The 25,327-nt window shown below is 63.3% G+C and carries 27 protein-coding genes and 1 tRNA gene; 8 read left to right on the top strand and 20 right to left on the bottom strand.

The annotated features are described in order from the left end of the window. The first annotated feature begins 20 nt into the window (after positions 1-20). A complete protein-coding gene (locus FJ443_RS13120) occupies positions 21-740 on the top strand; it encodes a DUF599 domain-containing protein (protein WP_140664382.1) in 720 nt (239 codons plus the stop codon). Here FJ443_RS13120 and FJ443_RS13115 read toward each other — a convergent pair. From FJ443_RS13115 to FJ443_RS13090, 6 genes are all read right to left on the bottom strand, one after another. Next, positions 713-1,510 (bottom strand): YdcF family protein, encoded by a 798-nt coding sequence (locus tag FJ443_RS13115; RefSeq protein WP_140664379.1) that lies wholly within the window; start codon positions 1,508-1,510, stop codon positions 713-715. The two genes, FJ443_RS13120 and FJ443_RS13115, sit on opposite strands and share 28 nt — an antisense overlap. Positions 1,511-1,537: 27 nt before the next feature. Beyond that, complete coding sequence (locus tag FJ443_RS13110) at positions 1,538-3,103, bottom strand: amidase family protein (RefSeq protein ID WP_140664375.1); 1,566 nt, start codon at positions 3,101-3,103, stop codon at positions 1,538-1,540. Further along, positions 3,103-3,561 carry a GNAT family N-acetyltransferase gene (locus tag FJ443_RS13105; RefSeq protein ID WP_140664370.1) on the bottom strand — a complete coding sequence of 153 codons (459 nt, stop codon included), beginning with the start codon at positions 3,559-3,561 and terminating at the stop codon, positions 3,103-3,105. The genes FJ443_RS13110 and FJ443_RS13105 overlap by 1 nt, the downstream gene beginning before the upstream one ends. 7 nt (positions 3,562-3,568) lie before the next feature. Further along, positions 3,569-3,856 (bottom strand): Asp-tRNA(Asn)/Glu-tRNA(Gln) amidotransferase subunit GatC, encoded by a 288-nt coding sequence (gatC, locus tag FJ443_RS13100; RefSeq protein WP_140498745.1) that lies wholly within the window; start codon positions 3,854-3,856, stop codon positions 3,569-3,571. An 87-nt stretch (positions 3,857-3,943) separates the two neighbouring features. Further along, positions 3,944-4,360, bottom strand: a complete 417-nt coding sequence (locus FJ443_RS13095) for a hypothetical protein (protein ID WP_140515339.1) — start codon at positions 4,358-4,360, stop codon at positions 3,944-3,946. Between the two features lie 20 nt (positions 4,361-4,380). After that, complete coding sequence (locus FJ443_RS13090; protein WP_140664367.1) at positions 4,381-5,076, bottom strand: metal-dependent hydrolase; 696 nt, start codon at positions 5,074-5,076, stop codon at positions 4,381-4,383. A 123-nt stretch (positions 5,077-5,199) separates the two neighbouring features. On the opposite strand from FJ443_RS13090, the gene ruvX reads away from it, so the two are divergent. Then, the gene (ruvX, locus tag FJ443_RS13085) at positions 5,200-5,706 is read left to right on the top strand and encodes a Holliday junction resolvase RuvX (RefSeq protein WP_140525331.1); all 507 of its coding nucleotides are present in this window, start codon (positions 5,200-5,202) and stop codon (positions 5,704-5,706) included. Here ruvX and FJ443_RS13080 read toward each other — a convergent pair. The 3 genes from FJ443_RS13080 to FJ443_RS13070 all read right to left on the bottom strand — a co-directional run bounded on the left by FJ443_RS13080 (position 5,624) and on the right by FJ443_RS13070 (position 8,260). Further along, entirely contained in the window at positions 5,624-5,965 is a 342-nt protein-coding gene (locus FJ443_RS13080) for a DUF6105 family protein (RefSeq protein WP_140525332.1), read from the bottom strand. The genes ruvX and FJ443_RS13080 overlap by 83 nt on opposite strands. Next, complete coding sequence (locus tag FJ443_RS13075) at positions 5,965-6,513, bottom strand: hypothetical protein (RefSeq protein ID WP_140525333.1); 549 nt, start codon at positions 6,511-6,513, stop codon at positions 5,965-5,967. The genes FJ443_RS13080 and FJ443_RS13075 overlap by 1 nt, the downstream gene beginning before the upstream one ends. 118 nt (positions 6,514-6,631) lie before the next feature. Next, positions 6,632-8,260, bottom strand: coding sequence for a DNA alkylation response protein (locus FJ443_RS13070; RefSeq protein WP_140584622.1), 1,629 nt, complete (start codon positions 8,258-8,260; stop codon positions 6,632-6,634). A 149-nt stretch (positions 8,261-8,409) separates the two neighbouring features. Here FJ443_RS13070 and FJ443_RS13065 point away from each other — a divergent pair, with 149 nt between their 5' ends. From FJ443_RS13065 to dprA, 4 genes are read left to right on the top strand one after another with little or no spacing between them, the layout of a single operon-like run. Then, a complete protein-coding gene (locus FJ443_RS13065; protein ID WP_140525335.1) occupies positions 8,410-9,375 on the top strand; it encodes an aspartate carbamoyltransferase catalytic subunit in 966 nt (321 codons plus the stop codon). After that, positions 9,372-10,658, top strand: a complete 1,287-nt coding sequence (locus FJ443_RS13060; RefSeq protein WP_140525336.1) for a dihydroorotase — start codon at positions 9,372-9,374, stop codon at positions 10,656-10,658. The genes FJ443_RS13065 and FJ443_RS13060 overlap by 4 nt, the downstream gene beginning before the upstream one ends. A 56-nt stretch (positions 10,659-10,714) precedes the next feature. Continuing rightward, positions 10,715-11,302, top strand: coding sequence for a glycerol-3-phosphate 1-O-acyltransferase PlsY (gene plsY / locus FJ443_RS13055; RefSeq protein WP_140515331.1), 588 nt, complete (start codon positions 10,715-10,717; stop codon positions 11,300-11,302). Beyond that, positions 11,299-12,435, top strand: coding sequence for a DNA-processing protein DprA (gene dprA / locus FJ443_RS13050; protein ID WP_140664361.1), 1,137 nt, complete (start codon positions 11,299-11,301; stop codon positions 12,433-12,435). Before plsY ends, dprA begins: the two co-directional genes overlap by 4 nt. A 9-nt stretch (positions 12,436-12,444) precedes the next feature. On the opposite strand, the gene FJ443_RS13045 is transcribed toward dprA, so the two are convergent. From FJ443_RS13045 to FJ443_RS13025, 5 genes are all read right to left on the bottom strand, one after another. Then, entirely contained in the window at positions 12,445-12,657 is a 213-nt protein-coding gene (locus tag FJ443_RS13045; RefSeq protein ID WP_140664358.1) for a hypothetical protein, read from the bottom strand. A 50-nt stretch (positions 12,658-12,707) separates the two neighbouring features. After that, positions 12,708-13,508: a trehalose-phosphatase gene (gene otsB, locus FJ443_RS13040; RefSeq protein ID WP_140656331.1), complete on the bottom strand. Its 801-nt coding sequence runs from the start codon at positions 13,506-13,508 to the stop codon at positions 12,708-12,710. Further along, positions 13,508-15,277: a trehalose-6-phosphate synthase gene (locus tag FJ443_RS13035; RefSeq protein ID WP_140664354.1), complete on the bottom strand. Its 1,770-nt coding sequence runs from the start codon at positions 15,275-15,277 to the stop codon at positions 13,508-13,510. The genes otsB and FJ443_RS13035 overlap by 1 nt, the downstream gene beginning before the upstream one ends. Positions 15,278-15,359: 82 nt before the next feature. Next, a complete protein-coding gene (locus FJ443_RS13030; protein ID WP_140525405.1) occupies positions 15,360-17,522 on the bottom strand; it encodes an amylo-alpha-1,6-glucosidase in 2,163 nt (720 codons plus the stop codon). Between the two features lie 45 nt (positions 17,523-17,567). Next, the gene (locus FJ443_RS13025; RefSeq protein WP_140564501.1) at positions 17,568-18,626 is read right to left on the bottom strand and encodes a glycosyltransferase family 4 protein; all 1,059 of its coding nucleotides are present in this window, start codon (positions 18,624-18,626) and stop codon (positions 17,568-17,570) included. Positions 18,627-18,793: 167 nt separating this feature from the next. On the opposite strand from FJ443_RS13025, the gene FJ443_RS13020 reads away from it, so the two are divergent. Next, positions 18,794-19,279 (top strand): hypothetical protein, encoded by a 486-nt coding sequence (locus FJ443_RS13020; RefSeq protein ID WP_140525342.1) that lies wholly within the window; start codon positions 18,794-18,796, stop codon positions 19,277-19,279. A 1-nt stretch (position 19,280) separates the two neighbouring features. Here the strand turns inward: FJ443_RS13020 and FJ443_RS13015 are convergent. Next, positions 19,281-19,356, bottom strand: a tRNA-Lys gene (locus FJ443_RS13015). A 300-nt stretch (positions 19,357-19,656) separates the two neighbouring features. Between FJ443_RS13015 and FJ443_RS13010 the strand changes: the two genes are divergently transcribed. Further along, complete coding sequence (locus FJ443_RS13010; protein WP_140669967.1) at positions 19,657-20,127, top strand: BA14K family protein; 471 nt, start codon at positions 19,657-19,659, stop codon at positions 20,125-20,127. Positions 20,128-20,226: 99 nt separating this feature from the next. On the opposite strand, the gene FJ443_RS13005 is transcribed toward FJ443_RS13010, so the two are convergent. From FJ443_RS13005 to FJ443_RS12985, 5 genes are all read right to left on the bottom strand, one after another. Next, positions 20,227-20,694 (bottom strand): DUF6882 domain-containing protein, encoded by a 468-nt coding sequence (locus FJ443_RS13005; protein WP_140525344.1) that lies wholly within the window; start codon positions 20,692-20,694, stop codon positions 20,227-20,229. A 27-nt stretch (positions 20,695-20,721) separates the two neighbouring features. Then, on the bottom strand, positions 20,722-22,215 hold the full coding sequence (gene glpK, locus FJ443_RS13000; RefSeq protein WP_140664351.1) for a glycerol kinase GlpK: 1,494 nt from the start codon (positions 22,213-22,215) through the stop codon (positions 20,722-20,724). 93 nt (positions 22,216-22,308) lie between these two features. Further along, positions 22,309-24,033 carry an ABC transporter substrate-binding protein gene (locus FJ443_RS12995; RefSeq protein ID WP_140498786.1) on the bottom strand — a complete coding sequence of 575 codons (1,725 nt, stop codon included), beginning with the start codon at positions 24,031-24,033 and terminating at the stop codon, positions 22,309-22,311. 82 nt (positions 24,034-24,115) lie between these two features. Next, a complete protein-coding gene (locus tag FJ443_RS12990; protein ID WP_140498788.1) occupies positions 24,116-24,403 on the bottom strand; it encodes a DUF2160 domain-containing protein in 288 nt (95 codons plus the stop codon). Positions 24,404-24,405: 2 nt separating this feature from the next. Then, positions 24,406-25,326, bottom strand: coding sequence for a carbohydrate ABC transporter permease (locus FJ443_RS12985; protein ID WP_140498790.1), 921 nt, complete (start codon positions 25,324-25,326; stop codon positions 24,406-24,408). Between the last annotated feature and the right edge of the window lies 1 nt (position 25,327).

Below are 25,327 nucleotides of genomic sequence, written 5' to 3'. Positions count from 1 at the left end.
GGATGTGATAGGTTCCGCCAATGGGCGATTCCCTCGATCTTTCGACAGCCGATCTCGCGGCGTTGGCGTTCTTCCTCATTGCGTGGGTTTTGCATACGCTCGCCTCGGACGGTGTGCTGGTCAGCCGCATGTCCCTGACAACGGCGATGAATGCGCAGCGTCAAGCCTGGATGCACCGGATGGCCGAGCGTGAGATCCGCATCGTCGACACAGCCATCATGGGTGGCCTGCAGCAAGGCACCGCCTTCTTCGCCTCCAGTTCCCTGATCGCGCTTGGCGGCTGCTTTGCCTTGCTCGGTGCCTCCGACCGCGTCCTCGAGGTGTTAAGCACCCTGCCTCTGGGCGGCGCCTCGTCGCGCCCGGCTTTTCAGATCAAGGTGCTGGGACTGGTGCTGATCCTGGCGTTTTCGTTCTTCAAGTTCGGCTGGGCCTACCGTCTGTTCAACTATTGCTCGATCCTGATCGGTGCTGTGCCGATCCCGCATGGCGAAGCCTCGCGCAACCCGGTCACCGAAACGGCGGTGTGGAGGGCGGCGCAGATGAACATGCTGGCAGGCAAGCATTTCAACTCCGGCCTGCGCGGCGTGTTCTTTTCGATCGGCTATCTCGGCTGGTTCGTCGATCCGGTGGTGTTCGTGCTGTCGACGCTTCTGCTCCTGGCCGTTCTGGTGCGGCGCCAGTTCTTCTCGGCGGCGCGCCGCGCCGTGATCGGTCAGCCGCCAGGTGCGGGAAAAGGCTGATCGATACGGCCGGACAGCCAATAGGCGAACAGCCCTATCCATTCGCGGATCGCCATTGTGGCCGCCTGCAGCGCATCGGCCGGATTGTCGCGGAACAGGCCGATGCCTTCGCGTCCCGACGTTCGATAGTCGACCGGCCACGGGACGGTCACGAAGCCGGCCTTGTCGAACAGCGCCTTGGCGCGCGGCATATGGTAGGCCGAGGTGACCAGCAGCCAGGTTTCGCCCGGCTTCGGCGCTATCAAGGCGTTCGTGAAGACGGCATTCTCATAGGTGTTGCGAGATTTGCCCTCGAGGATCAGGCGCTCCGGCGCCACGCCGAGCGCGCCAAGCAGGCGCGGCGCGGTGGTGGCATCGCCCTCGCCTTCGAGGAACAATTCGCCATTGCCGCCGGAGACGACCACCTTGGCATCGGGAAAGCGCCGCGCCAGCACGGCCGTCTCGACCATCCGGTCGCCGCCGCTGTTCAGCTCATAACCGCCGCGCACCAGATTGATGCCGCCCTCGAAGCCGCCGCCGAGCACGACGATGCCATCGACTTTTTGCGGCAGCGGCGGGCGCGGAAAGCGTTCCTCCAGCGGGTTGAGCAGCAATGCGCCGAGCGAGGTCCAGGCCGAAAGCGCCAGAACCAAAAACGCCAGCACGCCGCCGGTGGCTGCCAGCCGCGGGCGGCCGAAAAATGCCGAGACCAGCCCCGCCAGCAGCAGGAAGATCGTCAGGTTGAGCGGCTGGATAAAGAACCAGAAGATTTTCGAAAGATAAAAGAACATCCCTCACCCCTTAGATGAGAAACGATCCTACCACCACTTCTCCGGCTGGAACGTTCCGGCCGCCTGCTCGATGACGGCAGCGGTCTGGAACAGCGTCTCTTCTTCGAACGGCCTGCCGATCAGTTGCAGGCCGAGCGGCAAGCCCTTGGGGTCTAGGCCGGCGGGCACCGCAATGCCCGGCAGGCCCGCCATGTTCACGGTGACGGTGAAGATGTCGTTCAGGTACATCTTCACCGGATCGGAAGCCATGTCCTCGTCTGCAATGCCGAAGGCGGCAGATGGCGTCGCCGGTGTCAGGATGACATCAACGCCGGCGGCAAAGACGTTCTCGAAGTCCCGCTTGATCAGATTGCGCACCTTCTGCGCCTGCAGATAGTAGGCGTCGTAATAGCCCGCCGACAGCACATAGGTGCCGATCATGATCCGGCGCTTGACCTCGCGGCCAAAGCCGGCGGCGCGGGTCTTCTCATACATCTCGACGATGTCCTTGCCCGGCACGCGAAGGCCGTAGCGGACGCCGTCATAGCGCGCAAGGTTGGACGAGGCTTCGGCGGGCGCCACGATGTAATAGGCCGGTAGCGCGTATTTGGTGTGCGGCAAGGAGATGTCGACGATCTCGGCGCCGGCATCCCTGAGCCAGGCAATGCCCTTCTGCCAAAGGGCCTCGATCTCCTCCGGCATGCCGTCGACGCGGTATTCCCGGGGAATGCCGACCTTCATACCCTTGATCGGCTTGCCGATCGCCGCCTCATAATCCGGCACAGGCCGGTCCACCGAGGTCGTGTCCTTCGGATCGACGGAGGCCATCGATTTGAGCAGGATCGCGGCATCGCGCACGTCGCGGGCGATCGGCCCGGCCTGGTCGAGCGACGAGGCGAAGGCGACGATACCCCAGCGCGAACAGCGGCCATAGGTCGGCTTGATGCCGACCGTGCCGGTGAACGCGGCCGGCTGGCGGATCGAGCCGCCAGTGTCGGTGGCCGTGGCGCCCGCGCACAGGAAAGCCGAGACGGCCGAGGCCGAGCCGCCCGACGAGCCACCCGGCACCAGCTGCGCATTGTCCAGGGTGCGCGCGGTCCTGGTGCCGCCGGCCGAAACGAAGCCGCCATCGCCCTGGTGCGTCGTCGGCATCACCATCGTGTCAACGCGCGAACGCCGCCACGGGTTGACCACCGGCCCGTAATAGGACGTCTCGTTGGACGAGCCCATGGCGAACTCGTCCATGTTGAGCTTGCCCAGCATGACCGCCCCGTCGGCCCACAGATTGGAGGTGACGGTCGATTCGTAATGCGGCTTGAAGCCGTCGAGCACATGGCTGCACGCTTGGGTGTGCACGCCCTCGGTGCCGAACAGGTCCTTGATGCCGAGCGGAATGCCTTCCAGCGCACCGCCCTCGCCTTTGACCAGCCTGGCGTCGGAGGCCTTGGCCATGTCGCGCGCCTTGTCCCCGGTTACCACGACATAGGCGTTGAGCGCCGGATTGGCGCGGTCGATCGCAGCGAGATAGGCGTCGGCAATCTCGGTCGCGGTGATTTCCTTGGCGCGCAGCTTGGCGCGGGCCTGCGAAATCGTCAGTCGGGTCAGGTCGCTCATCAGGCAAGGCTCTTTTCGTAAAATACCGACCACTCGGAATCGGGATAATCCAGCACCGGACCGCAACGCGAGAAGCCGGAACGTTCATAGACAGCCCAGGCGGCAGGATGGCGATCGCCCGTCTCCAGCACCAGACGCTTCAATCCTTCCTCGCGCGCCAGCGCTTCGACACGCTCCACGATCCTGGCGCCGATTTTCTGGCCGCGATGAGTGGGCCGCGTGTACATGCGCTTGACCTCGCCTATGGCACCGTCATGGCGCTTCAGCGCCCCGCAACCGATTGCAAGACCGTCGTCGCGGGCGACGAAGACCGTGGTGTCCCGGCCGGCCATCTGCTCGACGGTCAGATGATAGCAGTGTTCCGGCGGCGTCAGTTCGAGCAGCGTCTCGTTGAGCTCCGCGACCAAGCCGCGCACATCGTCCTGCAGCGGCGTCTCGATGGCGATTTCGATGGCCATCGGCCTATTACTCCACGACCTTCGGCACGAGGAAGAAGTTCTCTTCCGTGGCAGGCGCGTTGGCGACGATGTCGGCAGCCTTGTTGCCGTCGGTGACGACGTCCTGGCGCTTCTTCATCCCCATCGGAGTTACCGAAGTCATCGGCTCGACCCCGGAAACATCGACCTCGTTCAGCTGTTCGACGAAGCCCAGTATGGCATTCAGCTCGCCGGTCATGCGTTCGGCATCTTCCTCGCTCACCGCAATGCGGGCGAGACGCGCGACGCGCTTCACTGTCTTGACGTCAACGGACATGTTTGTGCCTCGGGAAACCAGCCCCGGCCTATAGCGGCGCCGCGCGCGGCGCGCAACATGTGCATGCCCACAATCGGGCAAATGGCCTCACGGCGGGGCCATGCCCTCGCACAGATAGTAGCTGCCGCTGTTGCCGCTCGCCTCGCTCTCGTCTTCGATGGGCCGGACGGAGACGAGATCGATCTGAGTCGGGCTCATCTGCGTCACCGAGAGCACGTCGGGAAAAACGTAGCCCGGCTCCTGGCAAATGGCCGTCACCGCCCAGCTCGGCGAGCGTGTCGCCTTGCTGATCTGCAAGAACTCGCAATTGTATTCGACCCCTTGCAGGCCATGGGCCGATAGCACGATGTTGCCGGCATCGATCAGCGTCTGCAGGGTGTCTTTCCTGGCCTGTGCGCAGAGCTCCTCGGACTTGAGGTATACCCCTTCAATGAAATCGTCCGCGGCAAGCGCCGGCGACGCCGCAAACAGCATCGAAACGCAAAGAGAGTTCCTCAAGCCCATGGTTTAATTCCGTTTTCAATTTATAGTGTGACCGCCTCGCCGATCCCAGGCACGACGACATTCACGCCCGAACCCTCCATTCCGGCGACGAATTTGTCGGGCGTCTGGTCGAGCAGGCCGAAAGTCGCATAGTGGCATGGCACGGCGACATCGAACTTGAAATAGCGGCGGCAGGCGAGAGCCGCGACAGCACCTCCCATGGTAAAGCGGTCGCCGACCGGCACCAGGCCGATCTTCGGCTCATGCAGCTCGTTGACCAGCGCCATGTCCGAGAAGATGTCGGTATCGCCCATGTGATAGAGCGTCTTGTCGTCCTGGAAATGCAGGACCAGCCCGCAGGGATTGCCCATATATATGCCGTCCCCATAGGACGAGGAATGCAATGCCTGGACAAAAGTCGTCGTGAACGGGCCGCAGTCCACCGTGCCACCGGTGTTGCCCTGGTTGATATTGTTCTGGTCGACGCCCTGGCCGCCGAGATAGCCGCAGACCTCGGGGTTGGCGACCAGCATCGCTCCGGTCTTCCTGAGGATCTCGAGCGCATCGCCGACATGGTCTCCGTGACCATGCGTCAAAAGCACATGGGTGACACCTTCGGCCGGGCCTTCCCAGCTTTTCTTCCAAAGCGGATTGCCGCTCAGGAACGGGTCCATCAGGATGCTTGCGCCCGCCACCTCGATCTTGAAGGCGGATTGTCCGTACCAAGTGAGTTTCATCAGCGAGTTCCTCGATTTTTGCTCCGCCGGAGGATAGAACGGCGTCAGCTCAAGAGCAAAGTGTTACGGCGTTCTCGCGTGTTCAAAACGCCGCGACGGCGCTGTCGGGTCAAAGGAAAACCGTTGGCTATCATTACCATCGAGGAATTGCCGGCACGGCTGGCCGGCGGCAGGACGCTTGCCGGGCTCGATCTCGGCGACAAGACGATCGGCGTCGCCGTTTCGGACCGTGGCTTTTCCTTCGCGCATCCGCGCCCGGTCATCATCCGACGGAAATTCTCGCTCGACGCGGCCGTGCTGCTGGATCTGCTGCAAAAGGAGAATGCCGGCGCGGTGGTGATTGGACTGCCGGTCAACATGGACGGCTCGGAAGGTCCGCGCGCGCAGAAATCGCGCGCCTTCGTACGCAACATGGCCGCCTTGAGCGACCTTCCCTTCCTGCTATGGGACGAGAGGCTGTCGACGGTAGCCGCTGAACGGACGCTGATCGAGATGGATTTTTCGCGCGCCAAACGCGCCGGCAAGATCGATTCGGCCGCCGCCGCCTTTATTCTGCAGGGAGTTTTGGACCGGCTTCGCTCGCTCGGTGCAGCCGCTCGAACTGCACCGGAACCGCCGGCCGCCTCCTGATCCAGCCGATGATTTCACGACGGCGGCGAAACGCCCAGATCGCCAGCAGCAGCAGGCCGTCGAATATACAGGCTCTTCCCACCATACCGGGAATGATTGCCGGGTCGATGCCGAGCATCTGGCCGTAGAGTTGGAAGACGAAATCATGCAACTGCCGGCTCAGCATGACGTAGCCGAAATTCATGTCGTTGAGCGACAGGTAGAACCAGCCCCAGAAAAGCGCCATCGGAGCCGCCCACAATGCGAAGATGTAACGCATCAGCGGCCTCCCTTCCGGGTCGGCTGGGGTCGGCCCGATATCAGCGAAAGCAGCGAATTGTGGGCTGCGGCCCTGGCCATGCTGTGCGCCGTGGCGTGGATTTCAACCTCATCCGATGTGGCCAGGGTGCGGCGCTCGGCAAGCATGGCGACATAGGAGGCCAGAAGTGCGGCCAATTGCACGGCGACGCCCAGGAACAGCCCGTTGATGCCTTGCGCCGCGCCTCCGACCAAGATCAGCGACAGCACGCCGGAAGCGCTGATGAAGGCGATGCGGGCAACGCTGTCGGCGCCCGGATTGCTGGCATTGTTGATCAGCGCCTCGACAAAAGCCCAGAAGAACAGCACCGCCACGACAAGCAGGGCCGTTGCCAGAGGCGCAACCACGACGACATTTTCGAGATCGACGAAGCGGGCGCTCTCGATCGTCACGCCCAGCACCCCAAGCGCCCCGGCCACGCCGCGGTTTCCATCGATGCAGATGATCGCCAGCAGGGCGAAAACGATCGTCCAGTGCAAGGCGAGAAAAGAGGTCAATACCTGTCGCATCGTGATTCCTGCTTCGACAGGAATGACAGTGGGCTTTGCCGCCAGCCCTCGCAACGGAAACCATTTGTTAAGGTTAACGGCGCGGGGGAATGACCAAGGCGTGGTCCATGGCTGCTGCTCAGGTGGTTGGCGGATAGAGCGTGTCGATGATCATGCGCGCATCATGGCGCGAATCGAGCATGCCGTAGGTGTTGCGCCACTGGCCCGCCAGCCGCGTCTCGACGAAGGCATCGGCGATCCGCCCTGCCCCCAACCGGCGCAATTCCGCCGCCGCCGCCGACAGCGCCAGTTGCTCCGTCAGCAGGCGGGCCGAGCCTTCGTCGGTCGCGGCGACCTGCATCGCCGCCTTCAGCACACCGATGGTGCCGCGTCCGCCCGCGCCCAGATCGCGATCTATGCCGGCAAGCACCTCCTCGAACAGGCCCGGCGCGCGGCCAAGCACACGCAGCACATCCAGCGCCATGACATTGCCCGACCCTTCCCAAATCGCATTGACCGGGGCTTCGCGATAGTAGCGGGCGAGCGGCGCCTCCTCGACATAGCCGTTGCCGCCGAGGCATTCCATCGCCTCGTAGAGCAGCGGCGGCGCGATCTTGCAGACCCAATATTTGACGACCGGCGTCATGGCGCGGGCAAAGGCCGCCTCGCCGCGATCGCTCGCCGCCTCGTCGAAGGAACGTGCCAGCCGGAACGACAGCGCCGTGGCAGCGGCGACGTCGAGCGCCATGTCGGCCAGCACGCGCTGCATCAGCGGCTGCTCGATCAGGCTGGTGCCGAACACCTGGCGATGGCGGGCGTGATGAACGGCTTCGGCCAGCCCCGCCCGCATGATCGCCGAAGACGCCACGGCGCAGTCGAGCCGGGTCAAGGTCACCATGTCCATGATCGTCTTCACGCCGGCGCCCGGCTCGCCGACCATCTCGCCGATCGCGTTGACGAACTCCACCTCGGAAGACGCATTCGACCGGTTGCCGAGCTTGTCCTTCAGGCGCTGGAAACGGAAGCCGTTGCCCGAGCCGTCGCCAAGGACGCGCGGCACGAGGAAGCACGACAATCCCTCCGGCGCCTGCGCCAGCACAAGGAAGGCATCCGACATCGGCGCCGACATGAACCATTTATGGCCGGTCAGGCGATAGAAGCCGCTGCCGACGCGCTCGGCCTTCGTCACATTGGCGCGCACATCCGTGCCGCCCTGTTTCTCGGTCATGCCCATGCCAAGCGTAAGCCCGGTCTTCTCGACCGGCGGCTTTTGGCTCTGGTCGTATTTGCGCGTCGTCACGCGCGGCGCCCACTCGCGGAACAGTTTCGGGCTCGCCATCAGCGCCGCCAGCGAAGCGCTGGTCATGGTGATGGGACACAGATGTCCGGTCTCGAGTTCGGCCGTCAGGTAGAACCGGGCCGCGCGCACCTGATGGCGGCGGCCGATCTCGGCGTCGCCGTTCTCCCAGACCGAGGAGTGCAGCCCGTTGGCGACGGAACGGCGCATCAAGGCGTGATAGGCGGGGTGAAACTCGACCAGATCAATGCGCCGGCCCTGGCGATCATGCGTCCTGAGCCTCGGCGTTTCGACATTGGCGAGGCGGGCCAGTTCCTGGGCCTCCTGCGTCAACACGAAGCGGCCGAGCCCGTCGAGATCCTTGCGCACCGGATCGGAAAAGCGCTCGGCAAGCTGGATCAGCAACGGATCGCCCCGCCAGGCGTTGCCGCCTGTCAGCGGCGGCGGCTGGTTCGTCACGTCGTCGGTCACGCTTCATCCTTACTGCCAGGCGGCTACGAATCCGGAGCCATCGGCTAGATATAGCCCAAGGCGCGCGACGAAAATACCGGGGAGAACAGCCGCAATCCAAAGCTGGCGCTTGCAGCCATGGAACGTCCACCCTATAGCAGCCCCTTGAGATGACCGACGCTTCGTCCCTGCCACTCTATCCCCACCGCCATCTTCTGGGCATCCGCGATCTTTCCCCCGCCGACATCGAGCTTCTGCTCGACAGGGCGGACCGGGCTGTCGCGATCTCGCGGCAATCCGAGAAGAAAACCTCGACACTGCGCGGCCGCACCCAGATCAACCTTTTCTACGAAGCCTCGACGCGGACGCAGTCGTCGTTCGAACTGGCCGGAAAGCGTCTCGGCGCCGACGTCATGAACATGTCGGTGGCGAGTTCCTCGGTGAAGAAGGGCGAGACGCTCATCGACACGGCCATGACGCTGAACGCCATGCGGCCCGACATATTGATCATCCGCCACCAGTCGGCCGGTGCGGCCGCCCTCCTGGCGCAGAAGGTCGGCTGCTCCGTGGTCAATGCGGGGGACGGCGCGCACGAGCACCCCACACAGGCGCTGCTTGACGCGCTGACCATCCGTCGCGCCAAGGGTCCGCTGTCGAAACTGATCGTGGCGATCTGCGGCGACATCCTGCATTCGCGCGTCGCCCGCTCCAACATCATGCTGCTCAATGCGCTCGGCGCGCAGGTGCGCGTCGTCGCACCCTCGACGCTGCTGCCTGCGGGCATCGACAGGATGGGTGTGATCGTCACCGGCTCAATGGCCGAGGGCCTGAAAGATGCCGACGTGGTGATGATGCTGCGCCTGCAGCGCGAGCGAATGGAAGGCGCCTTCGTGCCTTCGGTGCGCGAATATTTCCGCTATTTCGGCCTCGACGCCGAGAAGCTGAAGGCCGCGAAAGACGATGCGCTGGTGATGCATCCGGGCCCGATGAACCGTGGCGTCGAGATCGCTTCGGAAATCGCCGACGGCCCGCAGAGCGTCATCCAGGAACAGGTCGAGATGGGCGTCGCCGTGCGCATGGCGGTGATGGAAGCGCTGCTCGATCCGCGCCGCAACCATGAGGGCCGCGGCGCATGACCATTACGGTGTTCGAGCGCGCCCGCATCATCGACCCCTCGCGCGGCGTAGACGAGACCGGGACGGTCATCGTCGACGGGAAGAAGATAGCCGCCGCCGGCAAGGCTGCGCTGAACCAGGGGGCGCCCGAGGGCGCCACCATCATCGACTGCGCCGGCAAGGCGGTCATTCCAGGCCTGATCGACGGCCGCGTCTTCATCGGCGAACCGGGCGGAGAACATCGCGAAACGATCGCGTCGGCAAGTGTCGCCGCGGCTGCCGGCGGCGTCACCTCGATCGTCATGATGCCCGATACCGATCCGGTCATCGACAATGTGGCCCTGGTCGAATTCGTGCTGCGCACCGCCAAGGACACGGCAATCGTGAATATTTTCCCGGCCGCAGCCATCACCAAGGGCCTCGACGGCCGCGAGATGACCGAATTCGGGCTGCTGCGCGAGGCCGGCGCCGCCGCCTTCACCGACGGCCGCCACACCATATCAAGCGCGCTGGTGATGCGCCGGGCGCTGACTTATGCCCGCGATTTCGGCGCAACCATCGTGCACGAAACCCAGGATGCCGACCTCGCGTCGTCGGGCGTGATGAACGAGGGACTCTACGCCAGCTGGCTGGGGCTTTCCGGCATTCCGCGTGAAGCCGAAACCATCCCGCTGGAGCGCGACCTTGCCCTGGCGCGCCTGACGCGCGGCTCCTACCACGCGGCAAAGATATCGACGGCGATGGCGGCGGCATCGGTGGCGCGCGCGAAGACCGACGGCGCGACCGTCACATCGGGCGTGTCGATCCACAATCTGTCACTCAACGAAAACGATGTCGGCGAATATCGCACCTTCTTCCGGTTGACCCCGCCGCTGCGCGCCGAGGAAGACCGCCTGGCGATGATCGAAGCGATCAGGGACGGCACGGTCGACATCATCGTCTCCTCGCACGATCCGCAGGACGTCGACACCAAGCGCCTGCCCTTCGCCGACGCCGCAGCCGGCGCCATTGGGCTCGAAACGTTGCTGGGCGCCGCCTTGCGGCTCTACCACAATGGCGACGTGCCGCTGCCGCGGCTGATCGAGACCTTGTCCACGGCGCCGGCAAGGCTGTTCGGCCTGCCTGGCGGCACGCTCAAGCCCGGCGCTGTCGCGGATCTTGCGCTTGTCGATCTGGATGAACCCTGGATCGTCAGCGAAAGCGGCATTCGCTCGCGCTCGAAGAACACCTGTTTCGAAGGCGCGCGCCTGCAAGGCAAGGTCTTGCAAACGCTGGTGGCGGGCCGCACAGTGTTCTCGGTCTGAGCTGGCGGCGGCGCATCGCGCCGAATTCAGCCCGTCAGGGGGAAATGCGGGGAACAATGACTTACAACCTGATCCCGGCGCTGGTGCTCGGCTATTTCTTGGGCTCGATTCCGTTCGGGCTTCTGCTGACCCGTGCGGCAGGGCTTGGCGACGTGCGCCAGATCGGCTCCGGCAACATCGGCGCGACAAATGTGCTACGCACCGGCAACAAGGGCCTTGCCGCGGCCACGCTGCTGCTCGACGCGCTGAAGGGCACGGCCGCGGTGCTGATCGCGGGCCATTTCGCGCCCGAACTCGGCGCTTGGGCCGGCCTTGGCGCCTTCCTCGGCCATCTCTTCCCGATCTGGCTCGGATTCAAGGGAGGCAAGGGCGTGGCCACCTATCTCGGCGTGCTGATCGGCCTTGCCTGGCAGGTGGCGCTGATCTTCGCCATCGTCTGGCTGGCCATGGCATTCCTGTTCCGCTACTCCTCGCTTGCAGCGCTGACGGCCGCGGTCGCCGTGCCGATCGCCCTCTATTTCCTGAGCACACCGCAGATTGCCGCATTGTTCGTCGTGATGAGCCTGATCGTCTTCATCAAGCACCGGGCCAACATTTCACGCCTGCTTGCCGGCACCGAGGGCAAAATCGGGGCGAAGGAGTGAGCAAGCCGCTCGCCGGACCGCGCCTCAGCGACCGGCAGCGGTTGAGTTGGCTGCGGCTGATCCGCACCCAGAATGTAGGTCCCGCCTCCTTTCGCGACCTGATCAACCGCTTCGGTTCGGCCGAGGTCGCGCTGGAAATGCTGCCGGAACTGATGATTTCGGGCGGCGCCAGCAGGATCGCCCGCATTCCCTCGATCGCCGAGGCCGAAGCGGAACTGGAGGCCGCAAGGCGGGCAGGCGCCCGCTTTGTCGGTATTGGCGAGCCGGACTATCCCGCCCTGTTGAAAAACATGGACCATCCGCCGCCGCTGCTGGCGGTGAAAGGCGAAGGCGCCGTGTTCCGGCTGCCCGCGGTGGCTATCGTCGGCGCCCGCAACGCCTCGCTCGCCGGCATCAAGATGGCGCGCATGCTGGCGACCGACCTTGGCCGCGACGGTTACGCCATCATCTCCGGCCTCGCGCGCGGCATCGACACTTCAGCACATCAGGGCAGCCTCTCGACCGGCACGATCGGCGTGTTGGCCGGAGGCCTCGATCTGCCCTACCCGCCTGAGAATGCCGGCCTGTGCGACGAGATCGTCGAGCGCGGCGGCGCCATCATTTCGGAGATGCCGTTCGGCTGGCAGCCGCGTGGCCAGGATTTTCCGCGCCGCAACCGCCTCGTCGCGGGCGCGGCAGTCGGTCTGGTGGTGGTCGAGGCAGCACAGCGTTCCGGGTCCCTGATCAGCGCCAGGCTCGCAGGCGAAATGGGCCGGCTGGTGTTCGCCGTACCCGGCTCGCCGCTTGACCCACGCGCCGCCGGCACCAATGGCCTGCTCAAGGACGGTGCCACCTTGGTCACCGAAGCCGCCGACATTCACAGGGCAATCGCGCCGCTGACCGGTTTGCGGGCCCCCGAACTGCCGCCCTTTGAAGATCCCCCCGATTTCTCGGCCACGCCGCCACCCGGCGAAAACGACCGCGCCAGGGTGACCGAAGCGCTCGGCCCGACGCCGGTGGCGATCGACGAGATCATCCGCCACACCGGCCTGCATCCGGCCCAGGTGTTCATGGTGCTCCTGGAGCTCGACCTCGCCGGCCGGCTCGAACGGCATGCCGGCGGCAATGTCTCGCTGGTCTTCGCGGAAGGCTGACAGCCTCCGTCAGTGGTGATCGCGCTTCTTCTGTTCGGTCTCGGTATAGTCGGGCGTGTTTGCGCCGAACAGGTCCCTCTCGACGGCCTTTCGCCAGACGGCGTCGGCATCTTCGGGACGTGATGGATCGAAAGTTGTCTCGGTGTCCTGCATACGCGGGCGCGAACGCCGCCAGAGCCATGCGGGCATGATCTCGTGAATGAGGCTGGTGAACTGGACCATTGATCAACTCCTGAAACCCGTTCTTAAAAGACGCAAAATGCGTTGCGGCCTCAACTCCGGACAGGGGACTGGACCGCCTCCTCAAACCGGCCCGTGCCGGATCGGTCGTGGCATAGGGATTCGAGCCAGGCCAGGGTCTCGGCGACATCGGCCAGCGCGTGGCGCGCCACGGTTTTCCCTTGCGGTTTGATGCGGACCGAAATGCCATCCATTTCATTGACGGCTTCGAAGCCGTTCTCATCCGACGTGTCGTCTCCGAGGAATACGGGAATCCGCCCCCGGAAAGCCGGCAACTCGCAGAAACGCCTGATTGCCGCTCCCTTGGCCGCCTCGAGCGGCATCAGTTCCACCCCGGCATTGCCGGCAAGAACCCGATATCCTCGCGGAAGCCGCTCCAGGGCCTGTTCGACCAGTTGCGTCGCCCGTTGCAGCAACTGCGGCGCCGCACGCGTATGAATGGCCAGGATCGGGCCCTTGCGCTCGATATAGACATCCACATTGTCCAGTTCCGCCTCGATTTCCTCGGCAAGCGCGGCAATGTCGGCGGGCTCGTCGGCCGCCTCGACGGGCCCGTCACGGACAAGCCGGTGCTCCAGGCCGTATAGACCCGCAGCCGGCAGGCGCAACGGCTGGAAGAGCCGGTCGACGGCGGAAACGGATCTTCCTGTAATGAAAGCCAGAGCGCCAGCCAGACGCCCGTCCAGCCTTGTCAGCATGCTTCGCAACGCATCACCGACGACCACCGCGTCGGGATGCGCGGCATGTTCCAGAAGCGTACCGTCAATGTCCAGGAAGAGTGCCCATCGGCCTTGCGGGACGGTCGGCACGGACAGATTTGCCGATCCCGACATCACAGCGCCGCGACCCGTTTGCGATCAAGCAGCGATATCACATTGGCCGCGGCAACGGAGCCCGGCCCGGCGGGGTCGATCGCGATTCGCTTGCGCAAGCGGGCGGCGTCGAGAAGCATGCTGCCCGCCCAGCGATAGACATTGTTGTCGCGGACGATCTCGCGCATGCGCTGCATGCGCTGGCGCTGCTCGGCGGGCACCATGGTCAATGCCTGCAGCAACGCCTCGGCCATCATCGTCGCGTCGTAAGGATTGACGATCAGTGCCTCGAGAAGCTCCTTGGAAGCGCCGGCAAACATGCTGAGCATCAGCACGCCCTGCTCGTCGTCGCGTGCGGCGACAAATTCCTTGGCGACCAGGTTCATTCCGTCGTGCAGGCTGGTCACCATGCAGACATCGGCGGCTCGGTAGATTTCGTAGACCTGCTCCTGGGAATGGTGTTCAGCCACCATCAAGACAGGCGTGTAGCCGTCCCGGCCATAACGCTCGTTGAGCTCCGCCGCGCAACGCAGGCATTCCTCGTGCAGTTGCTGGTAGGCCGGCAAGGTTCCACGGCTTGGCGCCGCGATCTGCAGGAAGGCCACCTGGCCGATCCACTCCGGGTGTTGCTTGAACAGTTCGTCCAATGCATGAAACCGGTCGAGAATGCCTTTCGTATAATCGAGGCGCTCGACGCCGACACAGAGGCTGACATTGTCCGCCAGCCCGAATTTTTCGCGAATTCGCGCGCGGCACTGCGCGATGGCGGGCAATTTCCCGAGTTGAGCCGGCGGCCACTCTATCGAGATCGGATAGGCGTGGACCAGGCTGGTCTGGCCGCCATAGGAGATCGCCGAATCCTCGCGCTCGATCCTGCTTTCCAGGAAGCGGTCGACGCTCTCGATGAAGTTGTTGCAGTGGAACTGCGTATGAAAGCCGATGATAGAGCTCCCCAGCAGGCCGTCCAGGATCTTTTCCCGCCAGGGGCAGATGCTGAAGACTTCCGAATTTGGCCACGGAATGTGCCAGAAGGTGATGATGATCGCATCGGGCAGGCGTTCCCGGATCATTCGCGGCAGCAGCGCGAAATGATAGTCCTGGACGAGGACGATCGGGCGTTCGTTCCGCGCTTCGGCAACGACGGTATCGGCGAATTTGCGATTGACGGCTTCGTACGTTTCCCAGTCGGACGTGCGGAAGACGGGCCGCGTAAAGGCTATGTGGCACAGGGGCCAGAGACCCTCATTGGCAAAGCCCAGATAATAGCCTTGCTGTTCCTCGTCGGTCAGCCAGACACGGCGCAACGTGTAGGATGGGTTCTCAGGTGGGACCTCGATGCGGTCGTTCTGGTCGACGACGAGATGATCCGCCGAGCCGCCGCCATAGGCGATCCAGGTTCCCGCGCAGGCACGGGTGATCGGCTCCAGCGCCGAGACAAGTCCACTGGCCGGCACAACCAGGTGGACATTGTCATCCCTGAGATTGTGAATGTAGGGCTCGCGGTTGGAGACGACGATCACTTGCGCATCCGGCAGTTCCTTCGCCAGGATTTCGCGCAGTGTCGAGGGCGACCAGTTGACGAGCGCCGCGTCGGCGGAATGGCCATTCTTTTCGAACTCCCGCAATACGACACGAGCCGGTGGAGGCTCGACATTCGCCGGTTCCGGCGGGGTCCGGCGGGATCGCAGCGCGGAAATCACCAAGGCAACAAGGGAAACGCAGAGGCTGGCAAGAATGACGAACCATAGAGCGGAGGCAGAGTGGAGGAAGTCAAAATTGTTGTCTGGCATCGATGTGAATTGCTCCGGCCTAGGTCGCGCCTCTCCGCGGGGGAGATGGTGCAACGCACGTCGCCGGTGATGGTTCCGGTTTTTAGCTGCGCACGATCAAAGGCGCCAACCCTTCATGGCGGTCGGCCAGGAACGCGCCCACACGATCTCCTACACGCTGGAACGTCAGGTCGACTGCCGTGCCCGCCACCGCGAGATGGCGGATCACCAGGCTGTCGATGCCGATTGGCAGGCGCGGCCTTGTGACATGGATTTCGCCGGCCCAGCCGTCGATATGGAGGCCCAGACAGGCCTGCATCAGCATGAAGGCGGAACCTGCCGACCAGGCCTGCGGCAGGCAAGCGACCGGATACGCGATCGGCGCCTCGCCCGGTGCGCGGGTGAAGCCGCAGAAAAGTTCGGGCAGGCGCATGTTGAAATGGACGGCGGATTCGAACGTCCCGCTCATCAGCCGCACCACATTGTCGCGAATGCCGTACCGCGCAAGGCCTGCCGCGCATATCGCCGTGTCGTGCGGCCAGATGGAGCCATTGTGATACGACATGGGATTGAAGAATATTGCGTCGTCGGCGAGCGTCCTCAATCCCCAGCCGGAGTGAAAAGAAGCCGACAGCAACTGATCGGCGACGATCCGCGCCCGATCCGGATCCGGAAGCCCCACATAGAGCAGATGTCCAGCATTGGACGTGCGCACCTCGCATGGTCGGCCGTCGCCATCGAGCGCCAGCGCGTAGTAACCCAGCTCTTCGATCCAGAAATGACTTTCAACCCGCCGGCGGATCTCTTCGGCCCGCCTTTCCCAGCCTTCCGCCTTTTCTGTCTCGCCTCGCCGGCGAGCCAGTCTCGCCAGCCCCTGGAACGCCGCGAAGACGTAGCCCTGCACCTCGACCAGCGCGATCGGCCCCTTCGGGATACGACCGTCTGCATGAAAGACCGAATCAAAGCTGTCCTTCCATCCCTGGTTGGCGAGGCCTGACTCCGCCGCACGCCGGTAGGTGACGAATCCGGTCGAAGCGCTTGCCGCCTCGATCCATTCGGCGGCTGCACATAGCGACTGCCACAGGCCGTCGATAAAGACCATGTCGCCGGTGCGGTCCGCGTAAGCGCAGGCGAGATGAACGTAGAGCGGGGTGGTGTCGACGCCGCCATAGTAGCGGCCGAACGGCAACTCGCTCAGCGCCGTCATTTCACCTTTGCGCGTTTCATGCATGATCTTGCCGGGCTGAGAGTCGCTGAAGGGCGAGGTTTCGGTCGCCTGATGTTGCGCGAGAAAGGCAAGCACGCCGCGCGCCAGGCCGGGATTGAGCCAGAGCATCTGCAACGCCGAGATCACGCCGTCTCTGCCGAAGGCCGTCGAGAACCACGGAATGCCGGCATAGGGATAAGGGCCGGTCGCAAGTTCGGTGGTGAGCAGCGCCACATCGGCACGGGCGCGCTCCATCCAGTCGTTGAACACCCTGCCCGAACTGTGCAGCGTCGCGCCATGGCGGCGCTTGGCGCGCATGCCGAAACGCGCGCGCGCCGCTGCGGCGCGAAACCGGTCGCGGTCGGGCACATCGGCCATCTCGCTGCCGACCTCGACATACAGTGTCTTGCGGCTGCGTTTGGTGACTGCAATGAAGAAATCCGCCCGGTCGGAGGTCAATTCGTCGGGTTTCTGCGAAAACGATATCGTCGACGTACGCACCACCTTGTCCAGGCCTTCATAGCGAAGCAGAACCGAGTTCTGGTCCATCTCGGCGGTATGGGCGGTGCCTCGTTTGGCGCGTGTCGAGCCACGAACTTCGAACATGTCGCGGAAATCGGCGGCGAAGCGCAGCGAAAGCAGGACGGTCGAATGTTCCTGGCTGTAGTTGGAAAGGGTCAGGCGCTCATACAGCCGGTCCTCCCACAGCAGCCTGACACGCTCGATGTGGATCGCTCCTTGCGGGATGGGACGGCCGCCGGCACTCTCTATAGGCAGATTGGTCAGGTTGGAGGTGAACAGGACATTGTCCTGGCTCAGCGATGCGCCCAGCAACGACGTCGAACGACCGCCCACCGCGAGGCGGAATTCGGAAAGCACGCGCGTGTCGTCGCGGAAGAAGCCGTCGCCCACACCGCGTATGTCGCCATAGGAATCGGCGACGGCGAAGCAGTCGCCATGCTTGAGTGCGAAGAGCCGGTGCGGTTCCCTCGGCGCGGTTTCGTCCAGGGAGGCCAGGGCTATTGCGGGATCAAGCTTGCGCTCGTCAAGTTGGGTGATGGTCAAGAAGACTGTCCCGTGCTTGTTTCTGAACGGGGCACTGTACTAGGAAGCCCTGATTTGTTGAGTGTCGATCGCCTGTGAATAGGTGGCGACATAGTCGCGCGCCATGCGGTCGGCCGAGAACCGTCCTTCGAAAACGGCCCTTATCCGGCGCCTGTCGAGCTGAAGCAGGGCCGGCATGGTGGCGACGGCATCCTCGAGGGTTTCGACGACGAAGCCGGTCACACCGTGATCGATGATCTCGGGCATGGCGCCGCAGCTCCAAGCCATGACAGGGGTTCCGCAGGCCATCGCCTCGATTACCGCCAGACCAAAAGGCTCGGGCCAGTCGATGGGGAACAGCAAGGCAGCGGCATTGCCGAGAAACCTGCTCTTCTGGTCCTCGCTGATCTCGCCGACATATTCGACGCGATCGCCATCGATCAGCGGCTGGACGACCTCCTCGAAATAGGCCCGGTCGCCGTCGCCCACCTTGGCCGCGAGCTTGAGCCTCAGGCCCGTGCGCCTGGCAATCTCGATCGCCCGGTCCGGCCGCTTGTCGCGCGACATCCTGCCGAGGAACGCCAGATATGTGCCGTCGGAGCCGGCTTCAAAATCCGGCCTATAGAGATCGAGCGGCAGCCCATGATGGATGGTCGCCAACCAGTTGGCGGACGCGAGCCTCGTCCTCTGGCTGCGTGAAATGGAAATCATCGGAAAACGCGGGAACCGCTCATAGGCCTGTGCCAGATCCACATAGTCCAGCCTGCCATGCGGCGTCGTCACCGTGCGCTCCGGCATATGGCGGAAAAACGGGAAATGCAGGAAGTGGCTGAGATGGAAGTGAAGAATGTCGAAATCGTCGGCCTGTCTCCTGACTTCCTCGAGCATCGAAAGATGCGCCGCGATCTCCGACTTCAACGGCCGGGGATCGAGGCGCAGCGCCCGTTCCCGGCACGCGACCAGCCGGGCGGAGGTCCTGGTATCGCCGCTGGCAAACAACGTTACATCGTGGCCGAGCCCGACCAGAGCTTCGGTGAGATAGGAGATGATGCGTTCGGTGCCTCCATAGAGCCTTGGCGGCACGGATTCATACAGCGGCGCGATATGGGCGATCTTCATTGGCCTGCGTTCCCTCAATAAGCTGGTCAAAGGCAAAAATGCATCAGCGGCGCGATCGTTCCTCCGCCATCGGCAGATGCGTCATTTCTCATGTTTGATGTTCTTCCGGGCGGCCCTATCTCTTTAGGTGCTGCTCCTGCGCGCCATGACGACCCGAGGAGGTTCCGATGCAGCAATCAAAGGACATTGCAGCCCGCCGGCTTGACATGATCATCGAACAATATGTCGAAGCTAGAAAACAGCGCTTCGGCTATGTTTCGACGGACCAGGCCGCCAGGGTGATTCACAGAATCCTGAAACCCACGCCTTCCGACCGCAGCTTTTCGGACCACGAACTCGACGACATGGTCGCGGCCCTCGCCGTCAAGAACGGGTTGGCCGTCGTCTTTGACCGCGGCATCAGAGGATCGGTCGGCGGCACCGAGGCGGAGCTGGACAGAAAGGATCCGACCATGAGAGCACCAGCGGAAGGCCCCGACGTTGCCGGCGCGGTGGACGCGATCCTGATTCAGCAAAAAACCGCCCCGCTTTCGATGAGCGCGATGATCTCCCTGCTGCGCCAACGCACCGGCACCACCCGATCGGACGCGGATCTGGAAGGACTGATCGCCAAAAAAGCCGCTGTCCTGAACGTGCATTTGTCACGGGACTGAGTGGTGAGCGCGTCGGGGTTCGAACCCGAGACCTACTGATTAAAAGTCAGTTGCTCTACCGGCTGAGCTACGCGCTCCCGTGGGCTGGAAACGGCGCCCTCGAAATTGCGCGGAACATAGGGAGAGTGCCTCGACCGGTCAACCGGAAAAAACGGGGCCACCAAGCCATGCGTTCCCGCCGTGCCGGCTCTCCCGGCCGACCGTTTCGGCAAGGACATGCCGAACCTTTGCCAGCCAGGCGAAGACCCTGTGGCCTCCATCGATCCCAAACCGGAGAAACATTACAAATCAGCAACTTGCCTTTTTTTCCAGGAACAATTCGCGAGCGTGTCCGTTTCCTCCGCCACAAGGGACGTCAACCTCTCAAGGAGAAGATCATGAACAAAGTCCTGTCGGGTTTGCTGGCGACCACACTGTCAGCTTCGTTCGCAGTGGCGGCGGCCATGCCGGTCGAAGCCGCACCGGCCTATGTGCCGCAGCCTGCATCGGTCTCGTCCGATGTCCAGACCGTGCAGTACAGGCCCTGGGAGCGGCGCCGTAACTTCCGCGGCGAGTTTCGCGGCAACCGCAACTTCTACCGCGACAACCGCGGAGCCTACTGGAACGGCCATCGCGGCTACCGTGAATATCGCCCGGGCTATCGCCGTCACGGCGATTTCTGGTTCCCGCTGGCTGCTTTCGCCACTGGCGCGCTGATAACCGGCGCGATCGCCAACAACCGGAACCGCGTCTATGAAGGCAATTCGCATGTGCAGTGGTGCTATGACCGTTACCGTTCCTACCGCGCATCCGACAACACGTTCCAGCCGTATAACGGCCCGCGCCAGCAGTGCATTTCACCCTACTGATGGGCGACAGTGTTCGTCAGAGGGATAGAAAGTCAAAGCCCGTGCCGGAAATGGCGCGGGCTTTCTGTCGTGCGAGGACGGTCCCCGGGCAGGCTGTGATCAGCTGGCCCAATTAATGGTCTTGAAGATATAATAAAGTGCGCCACCTTCACCACGGGGTGATCGGTACGCTCCGACGGCATCGCAAATTCGAACCGTGACGGCCGCCAATTCCCAACCCAGCACTTCCAGCTGATCCCCATCTATCACGTAAGCCTGAGCCAGTTCGTCAATGCCGTTCTTCTCGCCGAAGAACCGAACCAGCTTTGCATCTCTAAGAAGACTATCGGGCAGATTTGAATTTGCCCACGCCCAGAGCCAGTTCTGTGCCTTGACATTCGTGGAACCGGCGATCTGGATTTCGGTGATCACCTTGATCGCTCCGTCCTTGGAGAACAAGAGCTTTCCGTTGCTCAAGTCATAGCGCGACCAGTGGCCGATGCGGAATTCTTCCTCCAAGCGCTTATTCTTGGCCTCAAGTTGTTTGATAGCCTCGGCGCGCCAAGCAGAGTACCAGTTTGGCTTCATTTCCCCCTCGCCCGATCCGACTGTTGGTTATGGCACGCTCAGCGTCCTGCGAACAGCATCGCGCCACCCCGCCAGCTTGGCCGAGCGTACCGCTGGTTCCATGTCCGGTCTGAAGCGCCGGTCGAGCGCCCATGTCTTGGCGAATTCCCGCGCCTTCGGCCACACGCCCGCCTTCGAGCCGGCGAGCCAGGCGGCACCGAGCGCGGTTGTCTCCAGAATGGTCGGACGGTCGACCGGGGCGTCGAGAATGTCGGCCAGTCGTTGCATGGTCCAGTCGGATGCCACCATGCCACCATCGACCCGAAGCACCGTCTTGGCCGCCGTACCCTTCCAATCCTTGCGCATGGCATCGAGCAGGTCGCGCGTCTGGTAGGCCACGGATTCGAGCGCGGCGCGGGCAAACTCCGGCGGCCCCGAATTGCGGGTCAGGCCGAAGATCGCGCCCCGCGCCTCGGCATCCCAGTGGGGCGCGCCGAGCCCGACAAAGGCCGGCACCAGATACACGTCCTGGGTCGGATCGGCCTCGGCCGCCAGCTTGCCGCTCTGTTCGGCCTTGCCGATCACCTTGATGCCGTCGCGCAACCACTGCACGGCGGCGCCGGCGATGAAGATCGATCCTTCCAGCGCATAGGTGGTCTTGCCGTTCAGCCGATAGGCAATCGTGGTCAACAGCCGGTTCTTCGAGCGCACCAGGTCGGTGCCGGTGTTGAGCAGCGCGAAACAGCCGGTGCCGTAGGTCGATTTCATCATGCCGGGCTCGAAACAGGCCTGGCCGATGGTCGCGGCATGCTGGTCGCCGGCAACGCCGAGGATCCTTATCTCGGCGCCAAAGAGATTTTTCTGCGTGATCCCAAAATCATCGGCGCAGTCCTTCACCTCGGGGAGCATCCTTGCCGGAATGTTCAGGATGGCCAGCAGCTCGTCGTCCCAGGCATTCTTCTCGATGTTGTAGACTAGCGTGCGGGAGGCGTTTGTGGCGTCGGTGGCATGCACCCTGCCGCCGGTCAGGCGCCAGATCAGGAAACTGTCGATGGTGCCGGCCAGCAATTCGCCTTTCTCGGCGCGTCTCCTGGCGCCTTTCACCTTGTCCAGCATCCAGGCTATCTTCGTGCCGGAGAAATACGGATCGAGCAGCAGGCCGGTCTTCCTGGTGAAGGTCTTTTCCAATCCCTGCTTCTTCAGCTTCCGGCACAGCGGCGCGGTGCGCCGGTCTTGCCAGACGATCGCGTTGTGGATCGGCTTGCCGGTCGCCCTGTCCCAGATGACGACGGTCTCGCGCTGGTTGGTGATGCCGAGCGCGGCGACGTCCGATGCCTCCCGCCCGGCATTCTTCAATGCGCCCTTGACGGTCGCCACGACGCTGGCCCAGATATCTTCCGGGTCATGCTCGACCCAGCCGGAAGCAGGATAGTGGTGGGTGAATTCTTGCTGGCTGCTGCCGACGACTTTCATGTCGCCGTCGAACAGAATCGACCGGCTCGACGTGGTGCCTTGGTCGATTGCCAGGACAAAGCCATTCATTCGCACTTCCTCCGTCACGACACAAAGAAGGGAGACGGCAACGTGCCGCCTCCCTGAATTTTACACGGGCGCGAACGCCCGCATAGGTCAGTCCTACTTCTGCCAGCTCTTGACCAGCTCGTCATAGTTGATGGTCTGGGGCTTCTCCTTCTCGTTCTCGATCTTGAGCTGGGGAGCGAGATTGCCGGCCTTGACCGCGTCGGCATTCCAGTAGGCGAGATCATGTTCCTCGGCGAGCTTCGGCCCGATATCGCCCTGGACGCCGGACCTCTCGATGCGGCCCATGACCTTCTCCTGCTCGGCGCAAAGCGAATCCATCGCTTCCTGCGCACTCTTTGCGCCCGACGAGGCATCGCCGATCGCCTGCCACCACAGCTGTGCCAGCTTCGGATAGTCCGGCACGTTGGTGCCGGTCGGCGACCATTGCACGCGGGCCGGCGAGCGATAGAACTCGATCAGGCCGCCGAGCTTCGGCGCGCGCTCCGTGAAGCTCTTGTCGTGAATGGTGGAGTCGCGGATGAAGGTGAGGCCGACATGGCTCTTCTTCACGTCCACCGTCTTCGAGGTGACGAACTGGGCGTAGAGCCAGGCGGCCTTGGCACGGTCGGTCGGGGTCGACTTCATCAGCGTCCACGAACCGACATCCTGGTAGCCGAGCTTCATGCCGTCCTTCCAGTAGACACCGTGCGGCGACGGAGCCATGCGCCATTTCGGCGTGCCGTCGTCGTTCATGACGGGCAGGCCGGGCTTGACCATGTCGGCGGTGAACGCCGTGTACCAGAAGATCTGCTGGGCGACATTGCCCTGCGCGGGAACCGGACCGGATTCCGAGAAGGTCATGCCCTGCGCTTCCTGCGGTGCGTAGGCCTTCAGCCAATCGAGATATTTCTGGATCGAGTAGACGGCAGCCGGGCCGTTGGTGTCGCCGCCCCGCGCCGTGCAGGAGCCGACCGGCTGCGATTTCTCGTTGACCTTGATGCCCCATTCGTCGACCGGCAGGCCGTTCGGGATACCCTTGTCGCCATTGCCGGCCATCGATAGCCAGGCATCGGTAAAGCGCCAGCCGAGCGACGGGTCCTTCTTGCCATAGTCCATATGGCCGTAGACCTTCTTGCCGTCGACGTCGCGGCCGGTGAAGAACTCGGCAATGTCCTCATAGGCCGACCAATTGACGGGAACGCCGAGATCGTAGCCGTACTTGGCCTTGAAGTCGGCCTTGTTCTTCTCGTCGTTGAACCAGTCGTAGCGGAACCAGTAGAGGTTGGCGAACTGCTGGTCGGGAAGCTGATAGAGCTTCTTGTCCGGAGCGGTGGTGAAGGAGGTGCCGATGAAATCCTTCACATCGAGGTTCGGATTGGTGACATCCTTGCCTTCGCCCGCCATCCAGTCGGTCAGGTTGCGCACCTGCTGGTAACGCCAGTGGGTGCCGATCAGGTCGGAATCGTTGACCCAGCCGTCATAGAGGTTCTGGCCAGTCTGCATCTGGGTCTGGATCTTTTCAACGACGTCGCCTTCCTGGATGACGTCGTGCGTGACCTTGATGCCGGTGATGGCGGTGAAGGCCGGAGCCAGAACCTGCGACTCGTATTGATGCGTCGTCAGCGTTTCCGACACGACCTTGATATCCATGCCGGCGAACGGCTTGGCGGCGTCGACGAACCACTGCATTTCCTTTTCCTGATCGGCGCGCGAAAGCGTCGACAGATCGCCTATCTCCTTGTCAAGAAAGGCTTTTGCCTCGTCCATGCCGGCATAGGCGTTGCCCACGCCGAGCAAGAGGACAAGGGCGGTCGTAGATGTCAATAATTGCCGTCGCATCGTGTTTCCTCCACGTTTGAAAAGACTTCAAGTGCGATCTGGAGAGGCCGCCAACAAGCGGCCGCTCCAACAGTTTCCCCCTCTATACGTAGCGGAAGACGCCGATGGCGTAGACCACGGAGAGAGCGAGAGCCCACCACAGGCTGGGTCCGACAAGACCCAGCCAAGCGAGATGGATGAAGGCGCTGCCAAGCAGCGAAACGAAGAGACGATCGCCGCGCGTCGTCTTGAAACGCAGCACGCCGATGCGCGGATCGCCGCCGGGCGAGGCATATTCCCAGACACCCATGCCGACCAGCAGCAGCGCTATGACGGCGAAGAAGGCGGCCGTCGGCCAGGTCCACGCCATCCAGGAGAAGTCGAGGTTCATGGTCACACCCTCCCCAGGGCGAAGCCCTTGGCGATGTAGTTGCGAACGAACCAGATGACGAGCGCCCCGGGGATCAGCGTCAGCACCCCGGCGGCTGCCAGCAGCCCCCAGTCCATTCCCGACGCCGACACGGTGCGGGTCATGGTAGCGGCGATCGGCTTGGCATCGGTGGTGGTCAGCGTGCGGGCGATGAGCAGTTCCACCCATGAGAACATGAAGCAGAAGAAGCAGGCGACGCCGATGCCGCTGGCGATCAGCGGCATGAATATCTTCACGAAGAAACGCGGAAACGAATAGCCGTCTATGTAGGCCGTTTCGTCGATCTCCTTCGGCACTCCGGACATGAAGCCCTCAAGGATCCACACCGCCAGCGGCACGTTGAACAGGCAGTGCGCCAGCGCCACCGCGATATGCGTATCGATGAGGCCGAATGCCGAATAAAGCTGGAAGAACGGCAGCGCGAACACCGCCGGCGGTGCCATGCGGTTGGTCAAAAGCCAGAAGAACAGATGCTTGTCGCCGAGGAACCGGTAGCGCGAAAAGGCGTAAGCCGCCGGAAGCGCCACGGCGACCGAGATCACCATGTTCATCACCACATAGGTGATCGAATTGATGTAGCCCGAATACCAGGACGCATCGGTGAAGATGATGGTGTAGTTGCGCAGCGTCGGCGCATGCGGATAGAGCGTCAGCGAATTGACGATCTCCGCATTGGTCTTGAAGCTCATATTGATGAGCCAGTAGATCGGCAGCAGCAGGACGATGATGTAGAGCGTCGGCACGATCCACCACCAGCGCGATTCCTCGCCACGGCGGCGCATGCGCCTGTCCAGCTCGCTCTGCGACAGCGAACTGGCGAGTCTTTCCGAAGCGGCGGTCCCGTTCACCAGGTTGCGCTCGGTACGTTCGTTGGCGCCGGCCATA

Source organism: Mesorhizobium sp. B2-6-1, from assembly GCF_006440475.1.
Lineage (GTDB): Bacteria > Pseudomonadota > Alphaproteobacteria > Rhizobiales > Rhizobiaceae > Mesorhizobium.
This window is presented reverse-complemented; position numbering and strand designations above follow the sequence as displayed.

Bases quoted from the DNA above. Each gene is read 5' to 3' on its own strand.
- FJ443_RS13035 (WP_140664354.1), bottom strand. From the start codon at position 15,277: ATGCCAGACAACAATTTTGACTTCCTCCACTCTGCCTCCGCTCTATGG.
- FJ443_RS13010 (WP_140669967.1), top strand. From the start codon at position 19,657: ATGAACAAAGTCCTGTCGGGTTTGCTGGCGACCACACTGTCAGCTTCG.
- FJ443_RS12985 (WP_140498790.1), bottom strand. From the start codon at position 25,326: ATGGCCGGCGCCAACGAACGTACCGAGCGCAACCTGGTGAACGGGACC.
- FJ443_RS13065 (WP_140525335.1), top strand. From the start codon at position 8,410: ATGACCGACGCTTCGTCCCTGCCACTCTATCCCCACCGCCATCTTCTG.
- FJ443_RS13045 (WP_140664358.1), bottom strand. From the start codon at position 12,657: ATGGTCCAGTTCACCAGCCTCATTCACGAGATCATGCCCGCATGGCTC.
- FJ443_RS13110 (WP_140664375.1), bottom strand. From the start codon at position 3,103: ATGAGCGACCTGACCCGACTGACGATTTCGCAGGCCCGCGCCAAGCTG.
- FJ443_RS13080 (WP_140525332.1), bottom strand. From the start codon at position 5,965: ATGCGTTACATCTTCGCATTGTGGGCGGCTCCGATGGCGCTTTTCTGG.
- FJ443_RS13115 (WP_140664379.1), bottom strand. From the start codon at position 1,510: ATGTTCTTTTATCTTTCGAAAATCTTCTGGTTCTTTATCCAGCCGCTC.
- FJ443_RS13120 (WP_140664382.1), top strand. From the start codon at position 21: ATGGGCGATTCCCTCGATCTTTCGACAGCCGATCTCGCGGCGTTGGCG.
- FJ443_RS13105 (WP_140664370.1), bottom strand. From the start codon at position 3,561: ATGGCCATCGAAATCGCCATCGAGACGCCGCTGCAGGACGATGTGCGC.
- otsB (WP_140656331.1), bottom strand. From the start codon at position 13,508: ATGTCGGGATCGGCAAATCTGTCCGTGCCGACCGTCCCGCAAGGCCGA.
- FJ443_RS13060 (WP_140525336.1), top strand. From the start codon at position 9,372: ATGACCATTACGGTGTTCGAGCGCGCCCGCATCATCGACCCCTCGCGC.
- FJ443_RS12995 (WP_140498786.1), bottom strand. From the start codon at position 24,033: ATGCGACGGCAATTATTGACATCTACGACCGCCCTTGTCCTCTTGCTC.
- FJ443_RS13020 (WP_140525342.1), top strand. From the start codon at position 18,794: ATGCAGCAATCAAAGGACATTGCAGCCCGCCGGCTTGACATGATCATC.
- glpK (WP_140664351.1), bottom strand. From the start codon at position 22,215: ATGAATGGCTTTGTCCTGGCAATCGACCAAGGCACCACGTCGAGCCGG.
- plsY (WP_140515331.1), top strand. From the start codon at position 10,715: ATGACTTACAACCTGATCCCGGCGCTGGTGCTCGGCTATTTCTTGGGC.
- FJ443_RS13090 (WP_140664367.1), bottom strand. From the start codon at position 5,076: ATGAAACTCACTTGGTACGGACAATCCGCCTTCAAGATCGAGGTGGCG.
- gatC (WP_140498745.1), bottom strand. From the start codon at position 3,856: ATGTCCGTTGACGTCAAGACAGTGAAGCGCGTCGCGCGTCTCGCCCGC.
- FJ443_RS13025 (WP_140564501.1), bottom strand. From the start codon at position 18,626: ATGAAGATCGCCCATATCGCGCCGCTGTATGAATCCGTGCCGCCAAGG.
- FJ443_RS13075 (WP_140525333.1), bottom strand. From the start codon at position 6,513: ATGCGACAGGTATTGACCTCTTTTCTCGCCTTGCACTGGACGATCGTT.
- FJ443_RS13005 (WP_140525344.1), bottom strand. From the start codon at position 20,694: ATGAAGCCAAACTGGTACTCTGCTTGGCGCGCCGAGGCTATCAAACAA.
- FJ443_RS13095 (WP_140515339.1), bottom strand. From the start codon at position 4,360: ATGGGCTTGAGGAACTCTCTTTGCGTTTCGATGCTGTTTGCGGCGTCG.
- FJ443_RS12990 (WP_140498788.1), bottom strand. From the start codon at position 24,403: ATGAACCTCGACTTCTCCTGGATGGCGTGGACCTGGCCGACGGCCGCC.